The organism is Adlercreutzia equolifaciens DSM 19450, from assembly GCF_000478885.1.
Taxonomy (GTDB): domain Bacteria; phylum Actinomycetota; class Coriobacteriia; order Coriobacteriales; family Eggerthellaceae; genus Adlercreutzia; species Adlercreutzia equolifaciens.
This window is the reverse complement of sequence record NC_022567.1, coordinates 1,168,318-1,187,350: the sequence shown is the minus strand read 5'-3', so window position 1 is coordinate 1,187,350 and position 19,033 is coordinate 1,168,318. Positions and strand designations below refer to the sequence as shown.

Sequence of the window (19,033 nt, the reverse complement as noted above, 5' to 3'; positions counted from 1 at the left end):
CGAACCGCAGATTACAGGAGGCGCATGATGACCTATCAGGAACTGGTTACCAAGCTCATCGAGATTCAGAAGCACATGATGCCCGACTTGGAGAAGTTCGAGCGCGAGGATCGGCTGCCCCACGACCTCAAGGTCGCCAAGGCCGAGATCATCGAGTGGGAGCACACCGTGGACGGCGACGGCGGCCTGGAAGACGCCCCGGAGATCTGGCCCGTGGAGAAGTTCGCCCGGGCCCTGCGCGATCACTACGACGACTTCAACGACTTCATGCGACGCAACATCGCCGAGTACGAGGTGCTCGCCGGCCAGCTGCCCGAGGCCTTCGCCCACCCGCTCGGCCAGTAGGCTCCGCAGCACCTCCGGCCACGCGCCCCGCTTCGCCCTCGCCCAGAAGACGAGCGTCGAATGCCAGCCGGTCAATCCAGCCGCTATCTTCGAGAGCCGCCTTAACGGGCGGCTCTCGCCGTCTGCGGCCGCGTTGCCCTTAGTAAGTGCCCGCGATCTCCTGGGCCATGCGGGCCACCCCGCGGCGAGCCTCGATGCGCTCGCGCTTGAAGTGCCACTGACCGGCGTCGAAGGCGGCGCCGAGGCCAATGGCGGCCAGCCGGTACCAGGTGCGCGCCCGGCGGAAGTCCTGCTCGCAGCCGCGTCCCAGCTCGAAGGCGCGGGCGAGGCGCAGCGCGGCGTTGCCCGTGCTCGCACGGTCCTCGTCGATGCGCCCGCTCTCCAAATCGAAGGCTCGCCGGTACAGCGAGAAAGCCCGAGCCGCCGAGGGAGCGCATCCCCGGCCTGCGGCCACCAGATCGCCCAAACGCCAGCAGCACTCACCGTGACCATGATAGGCGCCGAAGGAGAAGTGCAGGTAGGCGCGCTCGTCGCAGGGGGTGTCCGCCTTGTGGAGCGCCTGGCGATCGGCCAGGCCGTCCCAGTACGCCCCCTCGCACAGATCGCCCTCGTAGATGACGCCGAGACGGCAGTGGGCACCGATACTGCCCCGGGCCGCCGCATGCAGAAGGAGCATCTCGGCCGCGCGGTAGCAGTCGACGCGGCGGCGCCGATGCTCCTCGCCCGGCAGGCCCAGAGCCTCGCTGAAATAGACCTCCGCCAGCTCCAGGGCGCGCCAGCCGCCACGGTCGGCGCCGCAGGGATAGGAGGCGACGAACGTGCGCCCTCTCCCGTCGGGCGCCGGCTCGCTCACCCAGATGCGGGGCAGACCGCCCTCGCCGGCGCCTCCCTTGCGATCCACGGCGAACACCGAGCCCGTCTCGCGCCGACGCCGCCACTTCTCGTTGCGCAGCACTTTCGGCGTGAAGCTCGTCTCCGCGCCGCCGCAGGCCCGCCGCGCACTGGGCGCGCCAAAGAGCACGTTGGCGGCCCGCTGGGCCCAGCCCACTTCCCGCGCACGGGCTGGAGCGGCCACCGAGGAGGCGACATCCTCAGCGGGAAGGGCCAAGGCGCAGGCGACGGAAGGGTCGGCCACGGCCGCAACGGCGCTAGTCATTGAGCACCACCTCCATCACGAGCCGCGTCCACGAGCCGATCTGCTCCTTGTCCGTGAGCCGCCCCTCCACGGACTTGCCGCCGTCGATGAGCCGAGCGACGAACTCGTTGCACTCGCAGGAGACGTAGCCAATCCGGCGGTCGGCGCCGTCGCGCACCTCCACGGCCCAGCCGTCGTGGGGGTTGGCCGCGTCCCGCACGAGGGAGAACCGATCCCCCTTTCCGTAGCCTTCCGCAATGGCCGCCATCGCGGGCACGTGGCGCGTTCCCGCCACAGTAGTGTTTTCCACGACGCGAATCGATTTTGGTGCATTTGCCATGGTTCCTCCTGACCGATAACCTTATGATCGATCATGATAAAGAACCGCTTGCGATCAAGTGTCCCTTATTCGGTACAGCGAGCCACCGAAGATCGCCCTTGCTGAGCAGATCGATCATGGTTGTCGCAGCTGCACGATTATGTTAGAGTCCGCTAACACGAAATCCGCTTCCCCGAAAGACGAGGAATGACATGAAAGACAAGAAATCGAAGAAGGCCGCCGCCGACAAGAAGGCCGGTAAACTCGCCCGCAAGAAGAAGCACACCGGTTGCAAAGGCGAGAAGGGCGCCGCAGGCTGCAAGGGCTGCGCCAAGGCGAAGGCGTCGCTTGCGCTCTCCCACTGCACCTGCTGCAAGAAGCGCTGCCCGCTCTCCAAACCGAAGTGCGGCAAGGGCCGCCGCCTCGCCGCCGCCCTCAAGCTGCGCGAGAAGAAGGCCTAGGGATATTCGCTATAGACGCTCTGCAACAAAGCGATAAACATCTTCCACTTTGTGGGTCATGGCTTCGCGGTACTCCGGTCGTGCCGCTGTTCTTTCCAAAAACTTTGGTGGAAGGAATCGACGCATTTCCTCAGCGAAAGCGGCACTCCCAAGCGCCTCCCGCGCACGGGAAAGCCCACTGCGCAGAAGCTCTTGAGCGTTCTCGCCCACATGGTAATCGTTCAGTTTCCGGCCAACCATGACCGCAACCTCGTCCATATTCCTCCCCGGTCGCAAAGCGATCCAGGGAATGTCCCATAAATCGCGATAGCGCGGGGCAAGCACTTGCTGCGAGAACGACACGATTTTGTCCGCCAGAATCTCATCCAAAGATTGGCAACCGATAATAGCTCGGCTGCACATCCCTTCCACTTCCGGATAGTTTTCCTCAAGAACGCGAAGATCGCGAGTATATGAGGGTATTTGCGCGATCTCAATCTTGATTTTCTGGGAAGGAAGATCGGGTCGCGCCGGCGCCGTGTCGACGACCACCTGCCACCTCTTCATCGACCCACCGCCTTCGAAGTGCTTGATCTTTTTCGGGTCCTTGACCCGAACGCCCACATCGTATTTGCTCCGCAAGCTATCGCTCAGCAGTTCCCGAAAACCGGCGAGATCCGATTCCTCCAAGTCCAAGGCCGTGGTGAAATCAAGATCCTCGCTATAGCGGACAGCGCCATAACACAGACGCAGGCATGTTCCTCCTTGGAACGTGAGGCCGTCGAGCCATCGCGATTCATCGAGCGCACGGATGATGTCGTAATGAATGAGCTCTTTCTCTACAATCGGGAGCAACGCCTCCACTTCGCCTCGACGGGCAACGTTTTCAGCGAACTTCTTGAAATCAATCGCCATCTTCCACTTCCTCCCAATCGATGAGGTAGGTTGATCTCCGCGCTCGCATGAGCCCTTGGACAGCATATCTCTTAGTTGCGAGCCGCAGGGCGTGGCCGGGATAATCGACCGTATTCGAAATGATCTCGTTGGCATCGGCGGCAGTGTGAATAAACTCAATTGTGCCGAAGGGAGTGTTGAACTCCCCTTCCCTACCCGTCGTGACAACCGTTAAACGCCCTACGGGAATCTGGGAAATCACGCTCCACAGAGACGCCGCGCTCTCCATGCCGATGTAGTTGAACTCACCGGATCTCAAGGCGACGGCGACTTCCTCAATGGCCGGCACGTCTCTTCCTTTGAAGTCGCCGAACCAGTAGACATCTCGCGCCAGCCGCGTGATGATCCCCGAATCAAGCAGACGCTTGATAGAGCTTCGCAAAGTATTGCCACTCTCTCCAAGGACGCGGCCAAGCTCGCGCGAGCGGAACACGCGCTTTTGCTCGCTGAAGGCTCTGAGTTTTCTTTCCGCTTCTATAAGTTTCATTGTCCCACTCTACAGTAATAGCCTAAATTTGGGTCATTACTGTAGAGTTAATACACGCTCCTGTCAATGATCTCAATCGAGCTCACCTTCAGACACGCCCTCCGATTGCTCCTCCTTGGCGGCGCGGGCCTCGTCGAGCAGGGCCTTCATGGTGGGGTTCTTGCGGGTAAGTTTCTTTACGGTGAGATCCTCGGCCTTGTCGTTAGCCAAACGCAGGTTACGTTCGCTTCCCAGCAGGTGCTCCTTGATCTTCTGCAAATGGTCGATGGACTTGTCTATCTCGTCGATGGCCTTCGCGAAGCGCTCGCTGGCGAGCCGGTAGTTGCGGCCGAACTTGTCCTTGAAGTCGGCCAGCTGGTCCTCGAAGTTCGTGACGTCGATGTTCTGCTGGCGCACGAGCGCGAGCTCCTTGCGGTACTGAAGCGACGAGAGCGCCGCGTTGCGCAGAAGCGTGATGAGGGGGATGAAGAACTGCGGCCGGATGACGTACATCTTCTCGAAGCGATAGGACACGTCCGTGATGCCGGCGGCGTACAGCTCGTTGTCCGGCTCGAGCAGCGACACGAGCACGGCGTACTCGCAGCCCTTCTTGCGGCGATCGGCGTCCAGCTTCTTGAAGTGCGACTCGTTGGTCTTTCGATGGGTGGAGTCGTCGGCCTCGTTCTTCATCTCGAACATGATGGAGACGATCTCGTTGCCCTCCTCGTCGAAGTCGCGGAAGACGAAGTCGCCCTTGGTGCCCTCCACCACCTCGTTGTCCTTCTCGAAGTAGGCGCGCGGGAAGGCCGTGGGGCGCAGGCGGTTGAACTCGATCTCGCAGTGCTGTTCCAGCGACTCGCCGAGCATCTTCGTGGAAAGGCGCGCCCTCATGTCCTGGATGCGCTCGATCTCCCGCTCGCGGTCGGCGATGAGCTCGTCCTTCGCCCGAAGCTTCTCGGCCAGCTGGGCCTGGGCCTCGGCCCGAGCCCGGGCCAGCTCGGCCTCGGCGCGGGTCTTCTGCGCCTCCAGCTCGTCGCGCGCCCGCTCCACTTTGCCGCGCAAATCGTCCCGCTCGCGCTCGACGGCCACCTGGGCGTCCTTGGCTGCGGCCTCGGCCCTCTGCACCGCGATCTGCGTTTCCATGGAGGCTTGTTGTTGCTGGACACTTAGCTGGGCCTTCAGGTTGACGAGCTCGCCGTCGCGCTCGGCGATCTGGGCGCGCAGGGCCTCCTCGGCCTTGGTGACCGCCAGCGCCACCTCCTGCTCGCGGCTTTTCTCGGCCAGAGACACGCGGGCATCCACCTCGCGCTGGAACTCCTGGTCGCGCACTTGGTTCAAAATGGCGGCGTACCCGCTCTCGTCCACGGTGAACGCCTCGCCGCAATGGGGGCACTTGATCTCGTTGCTCATGAAACGGTTCCTTCCTGTTGCTCGAGGAAATCATACACCGTCGCCGACGCGGCGGCTCGAAGCTCAGCTGGCCGGGTACAGCAATTCCAGAGACTGGATGGCCGAAAAGGGGATGCGCCGACGCACGATCCACAGATCGCGGAAGGTGACATCGATCTGGCTCACGGCCCCTTCGGCCTCGCGATAGCCGCCGCCCTCGTAGTAGCGGCAGCGCACCACGTCCCCGCGGTCGAGGTTCGCGATGAGATCATCCAGCGCCCGGGCCTCGTCGTCGGAAAGCGGCCGGCGCGATTCGGGAACCGCCTCCTTTGCGTGGACGAGATCGTAGTAGCCGCGCAGCGCCGCGAAGGGCATGAACTGGCGGGCGCGATCGGGGTGCGGCCGTCCGATGCCCGGAGGCACCGGCGGATCCAAGGGCGCCTCGGCCCCGACAGCGGTCTGCGCACCGCACGAGCCCGCGTCGCCGACCTCCTCCCACCTAAGTCCCGCGAGCACATCCACTTCCCTAGCCATGGTGCCCTCCCACCATGGTGTTCCGCTCGCGACCGAGCGCGTGTTCCTTCAGGCTCGTGCCCTTGATGAGGGCGTTCTTCCCGAACTTCCCCTTCACGGCGAGCACGGCCTCGGCGCGGCGCCGCTCGCGATCGGCGGCCGCAACATCGGTGAACAGGTCCACCGTGGCCAGATCGGCGTCCACCAGGTTGCCAAAACCGATGCTGATCTTGCGCATGGTGCGGGCCGGATCCACCGTCTCCCGGAAGAGCGCCTCCAAGTATCCGTAGAGCTTCGCGAAGGAGTTCGTGCGCTCGGGAATCTTGCGGGAGCCGCCCCCATGCGGACGCGTGCCGCCGACGCGCCGGGTACCATGGCCGCCGTCGAAGAGCTCCCCCGCCTTCTCGGGGCCCTTTGCGGCGTCGCCCCCGGCACCTTCCGCCGCCTCGTCCCCATCCCCGCCCCTCCCGTAGCTCACGTGCAGCGAGATATGATCGGTCACCAGGTGCTTCTCTACCAGATCGAGCACAGAGTCGTCCACCATCTCGCGCAGCACCATGAGGGTGTCGTCGAAGTTGTAGCCGCAGGGCAGGATCTGCCCGTTCATCGTGGAGGAGCTCTCCGGCTCGTAGGCCTTGATCTCGGCGATGGTGCAGGGCTCCACGCCCCAGGCATGATCGATGAGGTACTCGGCGTTCACCCCGAACTCGCCGTAGAGCACGTCCGGATCCATCTCGGTCACGCCCTTCAAATCGAACACCCGGTACTTCGCGAGCCGCCGAGCGATGCCCGGCCCGATGTTCCAAATGTCGGTGATGGGCCGATGCCGCCAGATGCTCTCGCGAAAGGAGCGCGCATCGAGCTCGCCCACCCCGTCCGGCGCGTGCTTGGCCGAGATGTCGAGCGCCACCTTCGCGAGGAACAAGTTGGGGCCGATGCCCACGGTGGCCGGGATGCCCGTCTCCGCGCGCACCGCCGAGCGCAGGGTGTCGGCGAACTCGCGGGCCGTCAGGTCGTACAGCTCCAGATAGGGCGTGGCGTCGATGAAGCACTCGTCGATGGAATAAGGATGGATGTCCTCCTGGGACACATAGCGCAGGTAGGTGCCGTAGATCTCCGCCGACACCTCCATGTAGCTCGTCATGCGCGGCTGGGCCGTGATGTAGTCGATCCCCTCGGGAATCTCGTAGAGCCGGCAGCGGTTTTTCACCCCCGCCGCCTTCATGGCCGGGCTCACCGCCAAGCAAATAGTCATCTCCGAGCGCGTCGGATCGGCCACCACCAGCCGCGTCGTCATGGGATCCAGCCCCCGGCGCACGCACTCCACCGAGGCGTAGAAGCTCTTCAGATCGATACAGACATATGTGCGCTCACGTTCCATGCCGCCCAGTATAACATGGAACGTTCGTTCGCATCATACTGAATCGCCGTAATTGCCCAACCAGAACGAAGATGCTTCCGCCGCACGTCCCGCTCACGATCGTCGCTTCATAGCGCGCAGGCGGTTCTTCTGCTCGGCGGGGATGCGGCGGCTCTCCACGGCCTTCTGGATGGCCTTGTTGTGGGTCCACTCATCGAGGGCGCCGGAGGCGATGACCGCCTCGGCAGCGGCCGGCTGCTTCGCCAGCGCCTCGGCGAAGTACCACGCCCGCATCATGTTCACGTAGTACTCCGGGCGCGAGACGCCGATGACCCACTCGAAGAACTCCGGCCGGAACCGCTCGTCGAGGAACAGCTCCATAAGCACGCCGATGGCGAAGCGCACCGTGTACTCGTGGTCGCTTTCCAGCCACGCTCGCGCCTTCACCAGCGCGGCATCCGGGTTCGCGGCGAGCCCGCGACAGGACAGCTGGTCGCAGGTGGCCCAGTTGTCGACGAAGGGGAGGAAGCGCTCGATCTCGCCGACGAGCTTATCGAAGTCGCGCTCCTGGGCGATGACGAACGAGTGCAGCTGATTCTCCTCGAAGGTGCCGTGCGGCAGCGCCGCCAGAAACTCCCCCGCATCTTCCCGCCGCGCGAGCCCTTTCGCGAACTTCCGCAGCTCGGGCGTGCGCACGCCCACGATGGTGACCGCGTCGATGTTCGGGATGAGCTTCGCCTGGAACGCCCGGTACCCCTCATCCGCATGGGAGACAAGAAACGCCCCGACATCTTCCCGAATCGCCACCGCTCCCCCTTTCTCCGCCTTTTCGCCCGGCCTCGTCGCAAACCAGCTGGATACCCCCAACGGCAGAAGAGAAAGACCGTCAGCCATCATTGCCTGCTCGGCCACCTATTCCCTGTGTTGAAGCGCGGGCACAGCAACGAGGATCTTACCACTCATCGATCATCGCCGAGCCATCCCTCTATTTTGGAAATCGTGCTTTTTTGGTCAGATTCAGCATATTCGCGATTTCCCGCTTTCAAAAAAGCATGTTTTCCAAATAGGCGAGTCCAAAATAGCACATTTTCCAAGATACCTGATTAAAACTGATTGCTCCGTAAATGAAGTATGAAAATTAGCAAGCGTTTGAACTGGTAAAACTCTATTTCCGCATTCCACACCCCCTTACTTCTCGTCTCATACAAGTTGGAAAATGTGCTTTTTTATTTTACTCGATCGCAGCTTCGAAGATCCCCGCCAGCTGCAAGCAGCTGGCCGCCGTCGCCGAGGCCCTCGCCGACTGCAAGCAGCAGGCCGGCCTCTAGAACGCAAAAGAACCCCGGTTCGTTCTCACCGGGGTTCTTTTCACGTGACCCACAGGTCGTTCGTAACGTCAGCGAGCGGCTCTTCCTACACGATGCCCTGGGCCATCATGGCGTTGGCGACCTTCTCGAAGCCGGCGATGTTGGCGCCCATGACGTAGTTGCCCTCGTGCCCGTAGCGCTTCGCGGCGTCGTCGATGGCGTGGAAGATGCTCACCATGATGCCCTTGAGCTTCGCGTCCACTTCCTCGAAGGTCCAGGAGAGGCGCTCGGAGTTCTGGGACATCTCCAGACCGGAGGTGGCCACGCCGCCGGCGTTGGCCGCCTTGCCCGGGAAGAACACGATGCCGTGCTCCTGCACGTACTCGGTGGCCTCGAGGGTGGTGGGCATGTTGGCGCCCTCGGCGAGGATCTTGCAGCCGTTCTTCACGAGGTTCTCGACGTCCTCCATGTGCACCTCGTTCTGGGTGGCGCAGGGCAGCGCGATGTCGCAGGGGGTGACCCACACGCCGCGGCCCTCGTGGTACTCGACGCCCTCGCGGCGGGCGGCGTACTCGGTGAGGCGGCCGCGCTCCACTTCCTTGACCTGCTTGAGCAGCGCGACATCGATGCCCGCCGGATCGTACACCCAGCCGGTGGAGTCGGACACGGTGACCACCTTGGCGCCGAGCTGCTGGGCCTTCTGCGTGGCGTAGATGGCCACGTTGCCGGAGCCGGAGATGCAGACCGTCTTGCCGTCGAAGGAGTCGCCGTTGCACTTCAGGTACTCCTCCACGAGGTACACCAGGCCGTAGCCGGTGGCCTCGGTGCGGGCGAGCGAGCCGCCGAAGGAAAGGCCCTTGCCGGTGAGCACGCCCTCGAAGACGTTCTTGATCTTCTTGTACTGGCCGAACATGTAGCCGATCTCGCGGGCGCCCGTGCCGATGTCGCCGGCCGGCACGTCGGTGTCGGCGCCGATGTGGCGGAACAGCTCGGTCATGAAGGCCTGGCAGAAGCGCATGACCTCCATATCGGACTTGCCCTTCGGGTCGAAGTCGCAGCCGCCCTTGCCGCCGCCCATGGGCAGCGTGGTGAGGCTGTTCTTGAAGATCTGCTCGAAGCCGAGGAACTTGATGATGCCGAGGTTCACCGACGGGTGCAGGCGCAGGCCGCCCTTGTAGGGGCCGATGGCGCTGTTGAACTGCACGCGGAAACCGCGGTTCACCTGAACCTTGCCGTTATCGTCGACCCACGGCACGCGGAACATGATGACGCGCTCGGGCTCGACGATGCGCTCGAGCAGCGCGGCCTGCTCGTACTCGGGATGGGCCTCGATGACCGGCTCGAGGGACTGAAGCACCTCGGTGACGGCCTGGATGAACTCGGGTTGCTCGGCGTTCTTCGCCTTCACCTGCTCGATGACGTTGTCGACGTAGCTCAAAGGAACCTCCTTTATGCGGAAAGGGCTCGCGGCGGTGCCACGATGCACCTCCGCCTTCGCGCCGCATTATAGAACGGGGAATTTCCAAACGATGACTAATTAACTGAGCCGAAACAAAGCCCGCGAATTTGCGCGCACGGGAGCGGCGAACGGGCTAGAGCGAGGCGTACACCTTCGAGGAGGGGACGTTCAGGGACGTGAGCAGCACGACGCCCACCTGCCCGCGCTCCGGGGCGTAGACGATGTGCGCGTTTCCCTCGCCCTCGCCGCGGCCGGGCTCGGCCTGGTCGTCGTCGGTGACGATGACCACGTTGAAGTCGTCGGTGCTCGCAAGGCAGCTCAGGCGCGGCACGAGGCAGACGAAGGACTCGGCGCCGGCGGAAGCGAGCTCGTCGTGCAGCTTTTCCAGCTGACGAGCCGAGGCGTAGTAGTCCACGGCCACGACACCGATCTTGCGGTCGCCGGCCATGAGGATGCGCGGCTTCTCGTAGCGGGCGAGATCGTCCAGGTTCAGCGTGAGGACGCCGGCACCCTTCTCCTCGTAGAACGAGCGCACATCCGAGGCGTAGACGGGCCGCTCGCGCATGGACAGCGGCAACCGCGCCAGCTCGGCGGCCACCATCTCGCCCAGCGTCTCGGGACGCTCGTCGGCGTCCCCGTCCACCGAGGGGAGCTTCGTGGGCCGCAGCGCATCCAGGACATCGTAGGTGCCGTCAAAGACGATGGCCGTATATCCGGACATCTGCCCGAAGGCGTCGTCCACGGCGGTGGCGGCCATGTTGAAGGAGCGGCCCGTCTCGAAGTAGCGCAGAAGCACGCTGCCGCCGAGCACGACGAGCAGCGCGAACACGAGCAGGGCGACTTTTTCGCGGGTACGCTTCTTCATGGGGAAAATTATACCGAAGCCCCGCCGCGAAGGCGCGACGGGGCACGAGGTTCCACATCTATGAAGATCGGTTAAGGCCCTGGCCAAGGCGCCTAGCTGGCGGAGGCCCGTTGGCGGTCGGCCTCCAGCATGCGCTTGACGAAGTGCCCGGTGTAGGAGCCCTCCACCTCGGCCACCTCCTCAGGCGTGCCCTGGGCGACGATGGTGCCGCCGCGGTCGCCGCCTTCGGGGCCCAAGTCCACGATATGGTCGGCGCATTTGATGACGTCGAGGTTGTGCTCGATGACGAGCACGGTGTTGCCCGCGTCCACGAGGCGCTGCAGCACCTCCAGAAGCTGGCGCACGTCCTCGAAGTGCAGGCCCGTGGTGGGCTCGTCCAGAATGTAGAACGTTTTGCCGGACTGGCGCTTCTGCAGCTCGCTGGCGAGCTTCACGCGCTGGGCCTCGCCGCCGGAGAGCGTGGTCGCCGGCTGGCCCAGGCGGATGTAGCCGAGGCCCACGTCGAAGAGCGTCTGCAGCTTGCGCTTGATGCCCGGGATGTTCTCGAAGAAGTGCAGGGCGTCCTCAACGGTCATGTCGAGCACCTCGGAGATGTTCTTGCCGCGGTAGGTCACCTGCAGCGTCTCGCGGTTGTAGCGCTCGCCGTTGCAGACCTCGCAGGGCACGTAGACGTCGGGGAGGAAGTGCATCTCGATCTTGATCTGGCCGTCGCCCTTGCAGGCCTCGCAGCGGCCGCCGCTCACGTTGAAGGAGAAGCGCCCCGGCGCGTAGCCGCGGGCCTTGGCCTCGGCCGTGCTGGCGAACAGCGCGCGGATGTCGTCCCACAGTCCGATGTAGGTGGCCGGGTTCGAGCGCGGGGTGCGCCCGATGGGGCTCTGGTCGATGTTGATGACCTTGTCGAGCTTCTCCAGGCCCGTGATCTTGCGGTAGGGCCCGGTGCGGCGGTGGGCATGGTTCAACCGGTTGGCGAGCGCCGGCGCCAGCGTGTCGGTGATAAGGGAGCTTTTTCCCGACCCGGAGACGCCCGTGACCACGGTGAGCGTGCCGATGGGCACCTCCAACGTGACGTTTTGCAGGTTGTTCTCCTTGGCGCCGGTCATCTTCAGCGTGCCGCGGCCCGGCTTGCGGCGAGCCTCCGGCACCGCGATGCGGCGGCGCCCCGACAGATAGTCGGCCGTGACGGAGCCCTCCGTGGCCATGACCTCGGCCGGCGTCCCCGCCGCGATGACATGGCCTCCGTGCTCGCCGGCGCCCGGGCCCATGTCCACCACGAAGTCGGCCGCCCGGATGGTGTCCTCGTCGTGCTCCACCACGACGACGGTGTTGCCCAGATCGCGCAGGCGCTCCAACGTGGCGATGAGCCGCTCGTTGTCGCGCTGGTGAAGCCCGATGGAGGGCTCGTCCAGAATGTAGAGCACGCCCATGAGCCCGGCGCCGATCTGGGTGGCGAGCCGGATGCGCTGGGCCTCGCCGCCGGAGAGCGTGGCCGTGGCCCGCTCCAGCGTGAGGTAGTCCAGGCCCACGTCCACGAGGAAGCGCAGCCGCTCGCGGATCTCCTTCACGATGGGCAGGGCGATGACCGCCGCCTGGCCCGTGAAGTGCAGCCCCTCGAAGAACGCCAGCGACTCGGCCGCCGACATCTCCGTGACGTCGTGGATGGACTTGTCGCTCACCGTGACCGCGAGGACCTCCGGCTTCAGGCGCTTGCCGCCGCAGGTCTCGCAGGGCACCGTGGCGAAATAGGCCGACAGCTTCTCGCGCTGGGCGTCGGACTGGGCCTCGGTATAGCGGCGCTTCACCGCGGCGAGCACGCCCTCCCACTCGATGTACCAGTAAGTGTCGCGGCCGTCCACGGTGCGGTAGTCAACGCGCACCTTCTCGTTGCCGAGGCCATGCAAGAGCGCCTTCTGGGCCTTCTTCGGCATGTCCTCCCACGGGGTGTCGGCGTCAGTGCCCACATGCTGGGCCACGGCGCGCAGCACCTGGGGGTAGTAGTTGCCGCTCTTGAACGGCGCGATGACGCCCTCGTTCAGCGTGAGGGACGGATCCGGTACCACGAGCGAGGGATCCACCTCGTCGCGGCTGCCGATGCCGAGGCAGTCGGGGCAGGCGCCGTAGGGGGCGTTGAAGGAGAAGTCGCGGGGCTGCAGCTCGTCCATGGAGTGGCCGTGCTCGGGGCACGCGAGGGCCAGCGAGAACAAATGCTCTCCCTCCCCGAGGCCGCCCGTGGCGCCCGAGGAGGTGCCCCCGGCCTCGCCGAGCGGTTTCCCGTCCGGCCCGAGCACCTGCACGAGCACGCGGCCCTGCGCCAGCTTGCAGGCCAGCTCCACGGCCTCGGCGATGCGGCTTTGGACGGATTCCTTCAGCGTGACGCGGTCGACCACCACGTCGATGAAGTGCTTGATCTTCTTGTTCAGGGTGACGGGCTCACCGGAAAGCTTCACGATCTCGCCGTCGATGCGCACGCGGGAGAAGCCCTCCTTCTGCAGATCGGCAAAGAGCTTCGTGAACTCGCCCTTGCGGCCGGCCACCACCGGGGCCATGAGGATGGCCTTCGTCGACTCGCCCTGGGCGTCGTCGCCGAGGCGCAGGATATCGTCGGTCACCTGGTCGGTGGTCTGCTTCTTGATCTCGCGGCCGCACTCGGGGCAGTGGGGCACGCCCACGCGCGCGAACAGAAGGCGCAGGTAGTCGTAGATCTCGGTGGTGGTGCCCACGGTGGAGCGGGGGTTTTTCGACGTGGTCTTCTGATCGATGGACACCGCCGGCGACAGGCCGTCGATGGAGTCCACATCGGGCTTGGACATCTGGCCCAGGAACATGCGGGCATAGCTGGAGAGGCTCTCCACATAGCGGCGCTGCCCCTCGGCGTACATGGTGTCGAAGGCGAGGCTGGACTTGCCGGAGCCGGAAAGGCCCGTGATGACGACCAGCTCGTCGCGGGGAATAGTCAGGTCGACGTCCTTCAAGTTGTGCTCGCGGGCGCCTTTGATGACGATCTCGTTGGCCATTGGCTGGATTTCCTTCGCAGACGTGAAGCAACGGGCGCCGCGCGGGCCGCCCGTTGCCGAATTCTCTTGTTTCGCCTGCGTATTCTAGCGATTCGCGCGGCCGCTGGCTAGCAATTTAGGGAACTTTTGTTCGGGTTCACGGATTTTGCATAGATGAGCGCTCAGGTTATATGAGCGCGGGGGCAGCGACGGAGGCATCCTCGGGAGCGGCCTCCCCCGTCGCGGGCTCGGGCGCCGAGGACTCCCCCATGCCCTTCATCTTCCGGAAACGGGACAGCGTGAGGCGGCCGTCCTTCTTCTTCTCGCTGGGCGCCCGCAGGCAGACCGTCACGAACAGGCTGGCAGCGACGAGCACGGCGGCCATGGCGGCGAACACGAAGGCGAAGGAGGTCGCCTCCAGAAGGATGCCGCAGATCACGCCGGTGATCGCCGAGCCGGCGTAGGCCACGAGGTTCACCGAGGCGAGGATGGCCGAGACGCGCAGCACGCTCACGCGCAGAAGCAGAAGGCGCAGCGACACGGACACCGCCACGCCCATGGCGAAGCTGAACAGGGCGCAGTCGGCCATGAACAGAAGCTCGGCGCCCATGAGGACGAACAGCGCCATCAGCGCCGTGGTGGCCGTCACGGCCGCCATGGAGACGACGAGGGTGCGCTTGGGCTCGAAGCGCTGCACGAGGGGGCCGCCGAGAAGCGACGGCGCCATGATGAGGGCCAGAATGACCGACCCGGCCAGAGGCGAGGTCTCGCCGAAGCACTGCTGGGCGATGGGCGCCGAGAACGACTGGTAGAAGCAGGAGACGAGCCAGGTGGCCAGGTAGCACACGGCCACCACGGCGAACAGGCGCCGGTTGTCGGTGGGGATGTAGACGCGCACCCTCATGACGGCGCGCAGCGAGAGCGTCTGGTCGAGGGGCTCGTGCACCACGGGCATGAGGAACAGGCACACGGCCAGAATGACGATCATGATGCCGTAGAGCACGGCGATGCTCGGCACGACGTCGTAGAGGACGCCCACGGCCACCGATCCGATCATGATGCCCACCATGGCACCGCAGCTGGCAACAGTGGATCCCCAGCCGAGGTGCTTCTCCCCCACGCAGTCGATGACCAGGGCCGACACGGCGCTCATGCCGAGACCGGCCGAGAGCCCTTGGACGAAGCGGGCGGCAAGCACGGCCGCGCCGCTGTCCGCCATCATGAACATGATGCAGCCGACGATGGCGAGCATGAGGGTGAGGCTGGTCACGGGAGTGCGCCCGAAGGCGTCGGAGATGCGCCCGGCGAGCAAGAGCGTCAAGGCCACGCCGGTGAGGTAGGTGAACATCGTGTTGGAGATATCCGCCGTGGTGAGCCCGATGGTGGCCTGGTAGTCGGCATAGAGGGGAATCGGGATCGCCGTGGCGGCGAAAATGGCCAGAAACGCGATGGTGGCGAGCGCGAACCCGCGCAGGGACTGCCCGTCGGTGAGCTCCTCTTTGTGCATCCTTTCCTCCGTTTGAACGAGATGTGCCAGCCTGCCTTTCGGGAACGGATATCCCGAAAGGGTGGGTGAAGTATGAACCTCGCTTCAGGGGAATTCAAGGGATTGCGCTGAGTTTTCCACTCAGCGATGAAACGGCCCCGCAAGCCGCGCGAGGGTTCGGAGTCCCGTGCCGCCCGCCGCCGCCTTAAAGCCGCCGACGGTGGCCGCCGCGAGCAGCTGGCCAAGCGCTCCCCGCAACCGACAGCGAGCGCAAAAGGAGCCCTCTCCCCCGAGGGCTCCTGTGTGGGTTTCCGCTGTGGCGTATCCGGAAGCTACATGACGGCGTGGCTGGCGGACTGCATGAGGTAGGGAATGTAGGCGAGCACGACGAGCGCCGCCCAAAACAGCATCTTCGCCTTCTTGCGACTCATGGCTCCTCCCTTCCGCGCAATCCGTCCGATCGACGGTCCATCTGGATCGTCACCGTGATTCTTGCACAAAACACAGGAGGGGAAGACCCGAAAAAGCCACTAGTCACGATGGCGCAACCGCCCCGATGACCCCGCGCAACGCCCCTGTTCGCCGTTTGTAAATTACGCACATATCGGCCGCAGTGCGCCCAACCGTAGGGGGCGACTTACGCGCGCGGATGGGCGAGGCCGTGGATCTCCTTCAGGCGCTCCGGGGTCACGTGGGTGTAGATCTGCGTGGTGGTGAGGCTCGCGTGCCCCAGCATGTCCTGGACGCTGCGCAGATCGGCGCCGCCCTCCAGAAGATCGGTGGCGAAGGAGTGGCGCAGGGCATGGGGCGAGAGCGACTCGTCCAACCCCGCAGCGGCCAGAGCGCGCTTGAACATCTTGCGGATGCCGTCGGGCTTCATCTGGTTGCCCCGGTTGCTGACGAAGAAGTAGTCGCTCTGCCTGTCGCCGAGCAGCTCCGGCCGCGCCTTCTCGAGATAGCGGGCCATGGCCTCGGCGCCCCGGCGGCTCAAGGGCACGATGCGCTCCTTGGCGCGCTTGCCGAACACCTTCACCTCGCGCTCGGGGAAGTTCACCCAGGAAAGGAGGAGCCCGGAGGCCTCGGAGACGCGGGCGCCGCAGGAGAACAAAAATTCCAGGAGCGCCGCGTCGCGCATCTGCGCCGCCGTCTGCTCGCGGGGCGCGCCGTCGGCGTCGGTCGGGCCGTAGACGGCCAGCAGGCGCTCCACGTCGCCGTCGGACACGACCTTCGGGAGCCGGCGGTCGACCTTGGGGGCCGACAGCACGCTGGCGGGATCGGCCGGGGCGAGACCGGTCACGCACGCCCAGCGGAAGAACGTGCGCAGAGACGACAGGTGCCGCTTGATGGTGGTGCGGGCGTAGCGCGCCTGGTCGAGCTCGGCGAGGTAGCGCCTCAGCTGGCGGTAGGTGGGAGCGAGCGGATCGACGCCCGCCCGCTGCGCCCAGCGCAGGTAGGCCTCCATGTCCTCGCGATAGGCGCGCACCGTATGGGTCGAGGCGCCCATCTCGGAGGCGAGGTGATCGCCGAACCGCGCCACCGCCTCTTCGCCGGGCAGCGGCGCCCCGTCGGCGGCGTTTCCGCCGCCAGCGCCTTTGCGCCCCGTCACGGCAGCAGCCCCGCCTCGGCCAGGGCCTCCTTGTAGCCCGCAAGCGCCTCGTTGGCGCGATCGGCGTAGGCCTGGTAGCGGGCGCGCTTGTTGCGCACCGGGGGCGAGAGCGGAGCCATGAGCCCGAAGTTCACGTGCATGGGCTGGTAGTCCTTCGTCGCCGGATCCGTGGCGTAGGCCAGAAGCGCCCCGAACACCGTCTCCGTCGGCAGCTCCGGCAGCGCGATCCCCGCAAGGTCGGCGGTCACGGCCAGCGCGACGTGCAGCCCGCTGCGGATGGCCTCGCAGTAGCCCTCGGTGCCGGCAAGCTGCCCCGCCACGTAGACGGGGACGCCGAGGACGTCCGCTTGCGGCGTGACGAGCCGGTTACGACGGTCGAGCAGCCGCGGCGCGTCGATGAAGGTGTTGCGGTGCATGACGCCGTAGCGCGCGAACTCCGCCTCTTCCAGGCCGGGGATCATGCGAAACACGCGGCGCTGCTCGGGGAAGGTGAGGTTGGTCTGGAACCCGACGAGGTTGTAGCTGGCGCCGTGGGCGTCCTCGGCGCGCAGCTGCAAAGCCGCCCAAGGGCGGCGCCCCGTGCGCGGATCGGTGAGCCCCACCGGCTTCAGGGTGCCGAAGCGCGGGGCGTCGCGGCCGGCCCGGGCTATCTCCTCGATGGGCTGGCAGGCCTGGAACAGCTCGCGGGTCTCGAAGTCCTTCGCGATGACGCGCTCGGCCGCGAGAAGCTGCTCGATGAAGGCGTCGTACTCCTCCCGGGTGAACGGGGCGTTCAGGTAGTCCCCGCCGGCACCGGCGTCCTCGTAGCGGCTTTGGCGAAACACCTTCCCGAAGTCGATGGAATCCGCCATCACCACCGGCGCCGCGGCGTCGTAGAAGGCCAGGGCGTCTCGCCCCGTCAGGGCCATAAGCGACGACGAGAGCGCATCGGAGGTGAGCGGGCCGCTCGCCAAGACGATCGCGTCCGAGCCGGCGACAAGGGAGGGGATGTCCGTCGCCTCGCGGCGCTCCACCGCAATGAGGGGATGCTCCTCCACCTGGCGCGTCACGTCCTGGGAGAACAGCACCCGATCCACCGCCAACGCGCCGCCCGCGGCCACCGCATGGCGCTTCGCCGCCGCGATCAGCGGCGATCCCAGAGTCGCGAGCTCCGCCTTCAAGAGCCCCGCCGCGCTGTCGGGCTTGGTGCTCTTGAGCGAGTTGGAGCAGACGAGCTCGGCCGCGTCCCCCGTATGGTGCACGGCGGTCGGATGCGCGGGGCGCATCTCGACAAGGCGCACGGAGATTCTGCGCGAGGCGAGGCTCAGGGCCGCCTCGCTGCCCGCCAGTCCTGCGCCTACTATGGTTACCGTATTGCTCATGGGGCAAAAGGATACCAAACAACGGTGCCGCAAGGCCCGTCAATTCCGCTTGGGCGCCCCAGCTTCTCCCTATTGACACAGCCATGGCCTATACCGCCGTCCGCAGGGCCGGATGCGGGCCGTAGCGCCCGTCGGGGTACTGGGCGATGAGCCCGTCGCGCTGGGCCTCGGCGAGCCAAATCATGAGCCAGGTGAACGTGTCGCCAGCCGGAGCATGGTCCTCGGCCAACTGACGCAGGGCCTCCATGCCCAAAGGCTCCGCTTGCAGCGCCGCGAGCAGAGCCTCCTCGCCGCGATAGGGCTGACTCGCCTTGCCGCGATCGTCCGCAGCCTCGGCCCGCTGCTCCTTCAGACAACCGAAGGTTGAGAAGAGCGCATCGGCGAAGGCATCGTCGTCGACGATAGGAAGCGCCCCCTGGTACAGCAGGCGGTTCGCCCCCTTCGACGCCGCAGAGGTGATGGCCCCGGGCACCACCCATACCTCCCGGCCCGCGAGCAGCGCCTCGTCGGCCGTGGAGAACGTGCCCGAGGGCAGCCCCGCCTCCACGATGAGCGTGGCCCGGGAGAGCCCCGCAATGAGCCGGTTGCGGGCGCGGAAGGTGTGGGGCTGGGGCGGGAAGTCCCATTCGTGCTCGGAGACCACCGCGCCGCCTGCCGCCACGATGCGCTGGAAGAGCCCCGCGTTCTCCGCCGGGTACAGCTGGTTGCAGCCGCCCCCGAGGAAGGCCACCGTGGGCGCGCCCGCGGCCAGGGCCGCCTCGTGGGCCACGGCGTCGCAGCCCCGCGCGCCCCCGGAGATGATGGCGACGCCGCGCTCGGCTGCGGCTGCGGCAAAGCGCTTGGCGCAGCCGCGCCCGTAGGGCGTCGCGCGCCGCGCACCCACGACGGCCAGTCCCTCGGCCAGCGCGCCGGGGCGGCCCACACCGTACAGGCGCGCCGGCGGGTGGGGTATGCTCTTCAGCGCCTTCGGGAACAGCGAATCCTCCAAGGCAAGCTCGAAGCGCTCCCCTTCCAATCTCATTACCTTCACCGGCATCG

17 protein-coding genes are annotated in these 19,033 nt (G+C 65.7%); 2 read left to right on the top strand and 15 right to left on the bottom strand.

The window, feature by feature from the left end:
• The first annotated feature begins 24 nt into the window (after window positions 1-24).
• Window positions 25-345: a hypothetical protein gene (locus AEQU_RS04655; RefSeq protein WP_022739773.1), complete on the top strand. Its 321-nt coding sequence runs from the start codon at window positions 25-27 to the stop codon at window positions 343-345.
• A gap of 139 nt (window positions 346-484) precedes the next feature.
• Here AEQU_RS04655 and AEQU_RS11845 read toward each other — a convergent pair whose 3' ends face one another.
• Window positions 485-1,501 carry a tetratricopeptide repeat protein gene (locus AEQU_RS11845; RefSeq protein WP_022739772.1) on the bottom strand — a complete coding sequence of 339 codons (1,017 nt, stop codon included), beginning with the start codon at window positions 1,499-1,501 and terminating at the stop codon, window positions 485-487.
• Window positions 1,494-1,820, bottom strand: coding sequence for an HIRAN domain-containing protein (locus AEQU_RS04645; RefSeq protein WP_022739771.1), 327 nt, complete (start codon window positions 1,818-1,820; stop codon window positions 1,494-1,496). The genes AEQU_RS11845 and AEQU_RS04645 overlap by 8 nt, the downstream gene beginning before the upstream one ends.
• Before the next feature lie 191 nt (window positions 1,821-2,011).
• On the opposite strand from AEQU_RS04645, the gene AEQU_RS04640 reads away from it, so the two are divergent.
• Window positions 2,012-2,260 carry a hypothetical protein gene (locus AEQU_RS04640; protein ID WP_022739770.1) on the top strand — a complete coding sequence of 83 codons (249 nt, stop codon included), beginning with the start codon at window positions 2,012-2,014 and terminating at the stop codon, window positions 2,258-2,260.
• A 9-nt stretch (window positions 2,261-2,269) separates the two neighbouring features.
• Here AEQU_RS04640 and AEQU_RS04635 read toward each other — a convergent pair whose 3' ends face one another.
• The 13 genes from AEQU_RS04635 to dprA form a co-directional block, all read right to left on the bottom strand.
• Complete coding sequence (locus tag AEQU_RS04635; protein WP_022739769.1) at window positions 2,270-3,154, bottom strand: nucleotidyl transferase AbiEii/AbiGii toxin family protein; 885 nt, start codon at window positions 3,152-3,154, stop codon at window positions 2,270-2,272.
• Window positions 3,144-3,680 carry a type IV toxin-antitoxin system AbiEi family antitoxin gene (gene abiEi, locus AEQU_RS04630; RefSeq protein ID WP_022739768.1) on the bottom strand — a complete coding sequence of 179 codons (537 nt, stop codon included), beginning with the start codon at window positions 3,678-3,680 and terminating at the stop codon, window positions 3,144-3,146. Before abiEi ends, AEQU_RS04635 begins: the two co-directional genes overlap by 11 nt.
• Window positions 3,681-3,752: 72 nt before the next feature.
• Window positions 3,753-5,069 carry a DUF2130 domain-containing protein gene (locus tag AEQU_RS04625; RefSeq protein WP_022739767.1) on the bottom strand — a complete coding sequence of 439 codons (1,317 nt, stop codon included), beginning with the start codon at window positions 5,067-5,069 and terminating at the stop codon, window positions 3,753-3,755.
• 63 nt (window positions 5,070-5,132) lie between these two features.
• A complete protein-coding gene (locus tag AEQU_RS04620; RefSeq protein WP_144079468.1) occupies window positions 5,133-5,582 on the bottom strand; it encodes a YolD-like family protein in 450 nt (149 codons plus the stop codon).
• Window positions 5,575-6,942, bottom strand: a complete 1,368-nt coding sequence (locus AEQU_RS04615; RefSeq protein WP_022739765.1) for a Y-family DNA polymerase — start codon at window positions 6,940-6,942, stop codon at window positions 5,575-5,577. The genes AEQU_RS04620 and AEQU_RS04615 overlap by 8 nt, the downstream gene beginning before the upstream one ends.
• Before the next feature lie 93 nt (window positions 6,943-7,035).
• The gene (locus AEQU_RS04610; protein ID WP_041714472.1) at window positions 7,036-7,728 is read right to left on the bottom strand and encodes a DNA alkylation repair protein; all 693 of its coding nucleotides are present in this window, start codon (window positions 7,726-7,728) and stop codon (window positions 7,036-7,038) included.
• A 606-nt stretch (window positions 7,729-8,334) separates the two neighbouring features.
• A complete protein-coding gene (gene gdhA / locus AEQU_RS04605; protein ID WP_022739763.1) occupies window positions 8,335-9,666 on the bottom strand; it encodes an NADP-specific glutamate dehydrogenase in 1,332 nt (443 codons plus the stop codon).
• Window positions 9,667-9,820: 154 nt separating this feature from the next.
• The gene (locus AEQU_RS04600) at window positions 9,821-10,552 is read right to left on the bottom strand and encodes a hypothetical protein (RefSeq protein WP_022739762.1); all 732 of its coding nucleotides are present in this window, start codon (window positions 10,550-10,552) and stop codon (window positions 9,821-9,823) included.
• A 92-nt stretch (window positions 10,553-10,644) separates the two neighbouring features.
• Window positions 10,645-13,563, bottom strand: coding sequence for an excinuclease ABC subunit UvrA (uvrA, locus tag AEQU_RS04595; RefSeq protein ID WP_022739761.1), 2,919 nt, complete (start codon window positions 13,561-13,563; stop codon window positions 10,645-10,647).
• Between the two features lie 166 nt (window positions 13,564-13,729).
• The gene (locus tag AEQU_RS04590) at window positions 13,730-15,049 is read right to left on the bottom strand and encodes an MFS transporter (protein ID WP_022739760.1); all 1,320 of its coding nucleotides are present in this window, start codon (window positions 15,047-15,049) and stop codon (window positions 13,730-13,732) included.
• A gap of 616 nt (window positions 15,050-15,665) precedes the next feature.
• Window positions 15,666-16,634: a tyrosine recombinase gene (locus tag AEQU_RS04585; protein WP_022739758.1), complete on the bottom strand. Its 969-nt coding sequence runs from the start codon at window positions 16,632-16,634 to the stop codon at window positions 15,666-15,668.
• A complete protein-coding gene (gene trmFO / locus AEQU_RS04580; protein WP_041715062.1) occupies window positions 16,631-17,995 on the bottom strand; it encodes a methylenetetrahydrofolate--tRNA-(uracil(54)-C(5))-methyltransferase (FADH(2)-oxidizing) TrmFO in 1,365 nt (454 codons plus the stop codon). The genes AEQU_RS04585 and trmFO overlap by 4 nt, the downstream gene beginning before the upstream one ends.
• Window positions 17,996-18,083: 88 nt before the next feature.
• Complete coding sequence (gene dprA / locus AEQU_RS04575; protein WP_022739756.1) at window positions 18,084-19,031, bottom strand: DNA-processing protein DprA; 948 nt, start codon at window positions 19,029-19,031, stop codon at window positions 18,084-18,086.
• Window positions 19,032-19,033 lie beyond the last annotated feature (2 nt).

Excerpts from the sequence above, each read along its gene's own strand:
- AEQU_RS04655 (WP_022739773.1), top strand. The coding sequence starts at position 25 with ATGATGACCTATCAGGAACTGGTTACCAAGCTCATCGAGATTCAGAAG.
- AEQU_RS11845 (WP_022739772.1), bottom strand. The coding sequence starts at position 1,501 with ATGACTAGCGCCGTTGCGGCCGTGGCCGACCCTTCCGTCGCCTGCGCC.
- AEQU_RS04645 (WP_022739771.1), bottom strand. The coding sequence starts at position 1,820 with ATGGCAAATGCACCAAAATCGATTCGCGTCGTGGAAAACACTACTGTG.
- AEQU_RS04640 (WP_022739770.1), top strand. The coding sequence starts at position 2,012 with ATGAAAGACAAGAAATCGAAGAAGGCCGCCGCCGACAAGAAGGCCGGT.
- AEQU_RS04635 (WP_022739769.1), bottom strand. The coding sequence starts at position 3,154 with ATGGCGATTGATTTCAAGAAGTTCGCTGAAAACGTTGCCCGTCGAGGC.
- abiEi (WP_022739768.1), bottom strand. The coding sequence starts at position 3,680 with ATGAAACTTATAGAAGCGGAAAGAAAACTCAGAGCCTTCAGCGAGCAA.
- AEQU_RS04625 (WP_022739767.1), bottom strand. The coding sequence starts at position 5,069 with ATGAGCAACGAGATCAAGTGCCCCCATTGCGGCGAGGCGTTCACCGTG.
- AEQU_RS04620 (WP_144079468.1), bottom strand. The coding sequence starts at position 5,582 with ATGGCTAGGGAAGTGGATGTGCTCGCGGGACTTAGGTGGGAGGAGGTC.
- AEQU_RS04615 (WP_022739765.1), bottom strand. The coding sequence starts at position 6,942 with ATGGAACGTGAGCGCACATATGTCTGTATCGATCTGAAGAGCTTCTAC.
- AEQU_RS04600 (WP_022739762.1), bottom strand. The coding sequence starts at position 10,552 with ATGAAGAAGCGTACCCGCGAAAAAGTCGCCCTGCTCGTGTTCGCGCTG.
- uvrA (WP_022739761.1), bottom strand. The coding sequence starts at position 13,563 with ATGGCCAACGAGATCGTCATCAAAGGCGCCCGCGAGCACAACTTGAAG.
- AEQU_RS04590 (WP_022739760.1), bottom strand. The coding sequence starts at position 15,049 with ATGCACAAAGAGGAGCTCACCGACGGGCAGTCCCTGCGCGGGTTCGCG.
- trmFO (WP_041715062.1), bottom strand. The coding sequence starts at position 17,995 with ATGAGCAATACGGTAACCATAGTAGGCGCAGGACTGGCGGGCAGCGAG.
- dprA (WP_022739756.1), bottom strand. The coding sequence starts at position 19,031 with ATGCCGGTGAAGGTAATGAGATTGGAAGGGGAGCGCTTCGAGCTTGCC.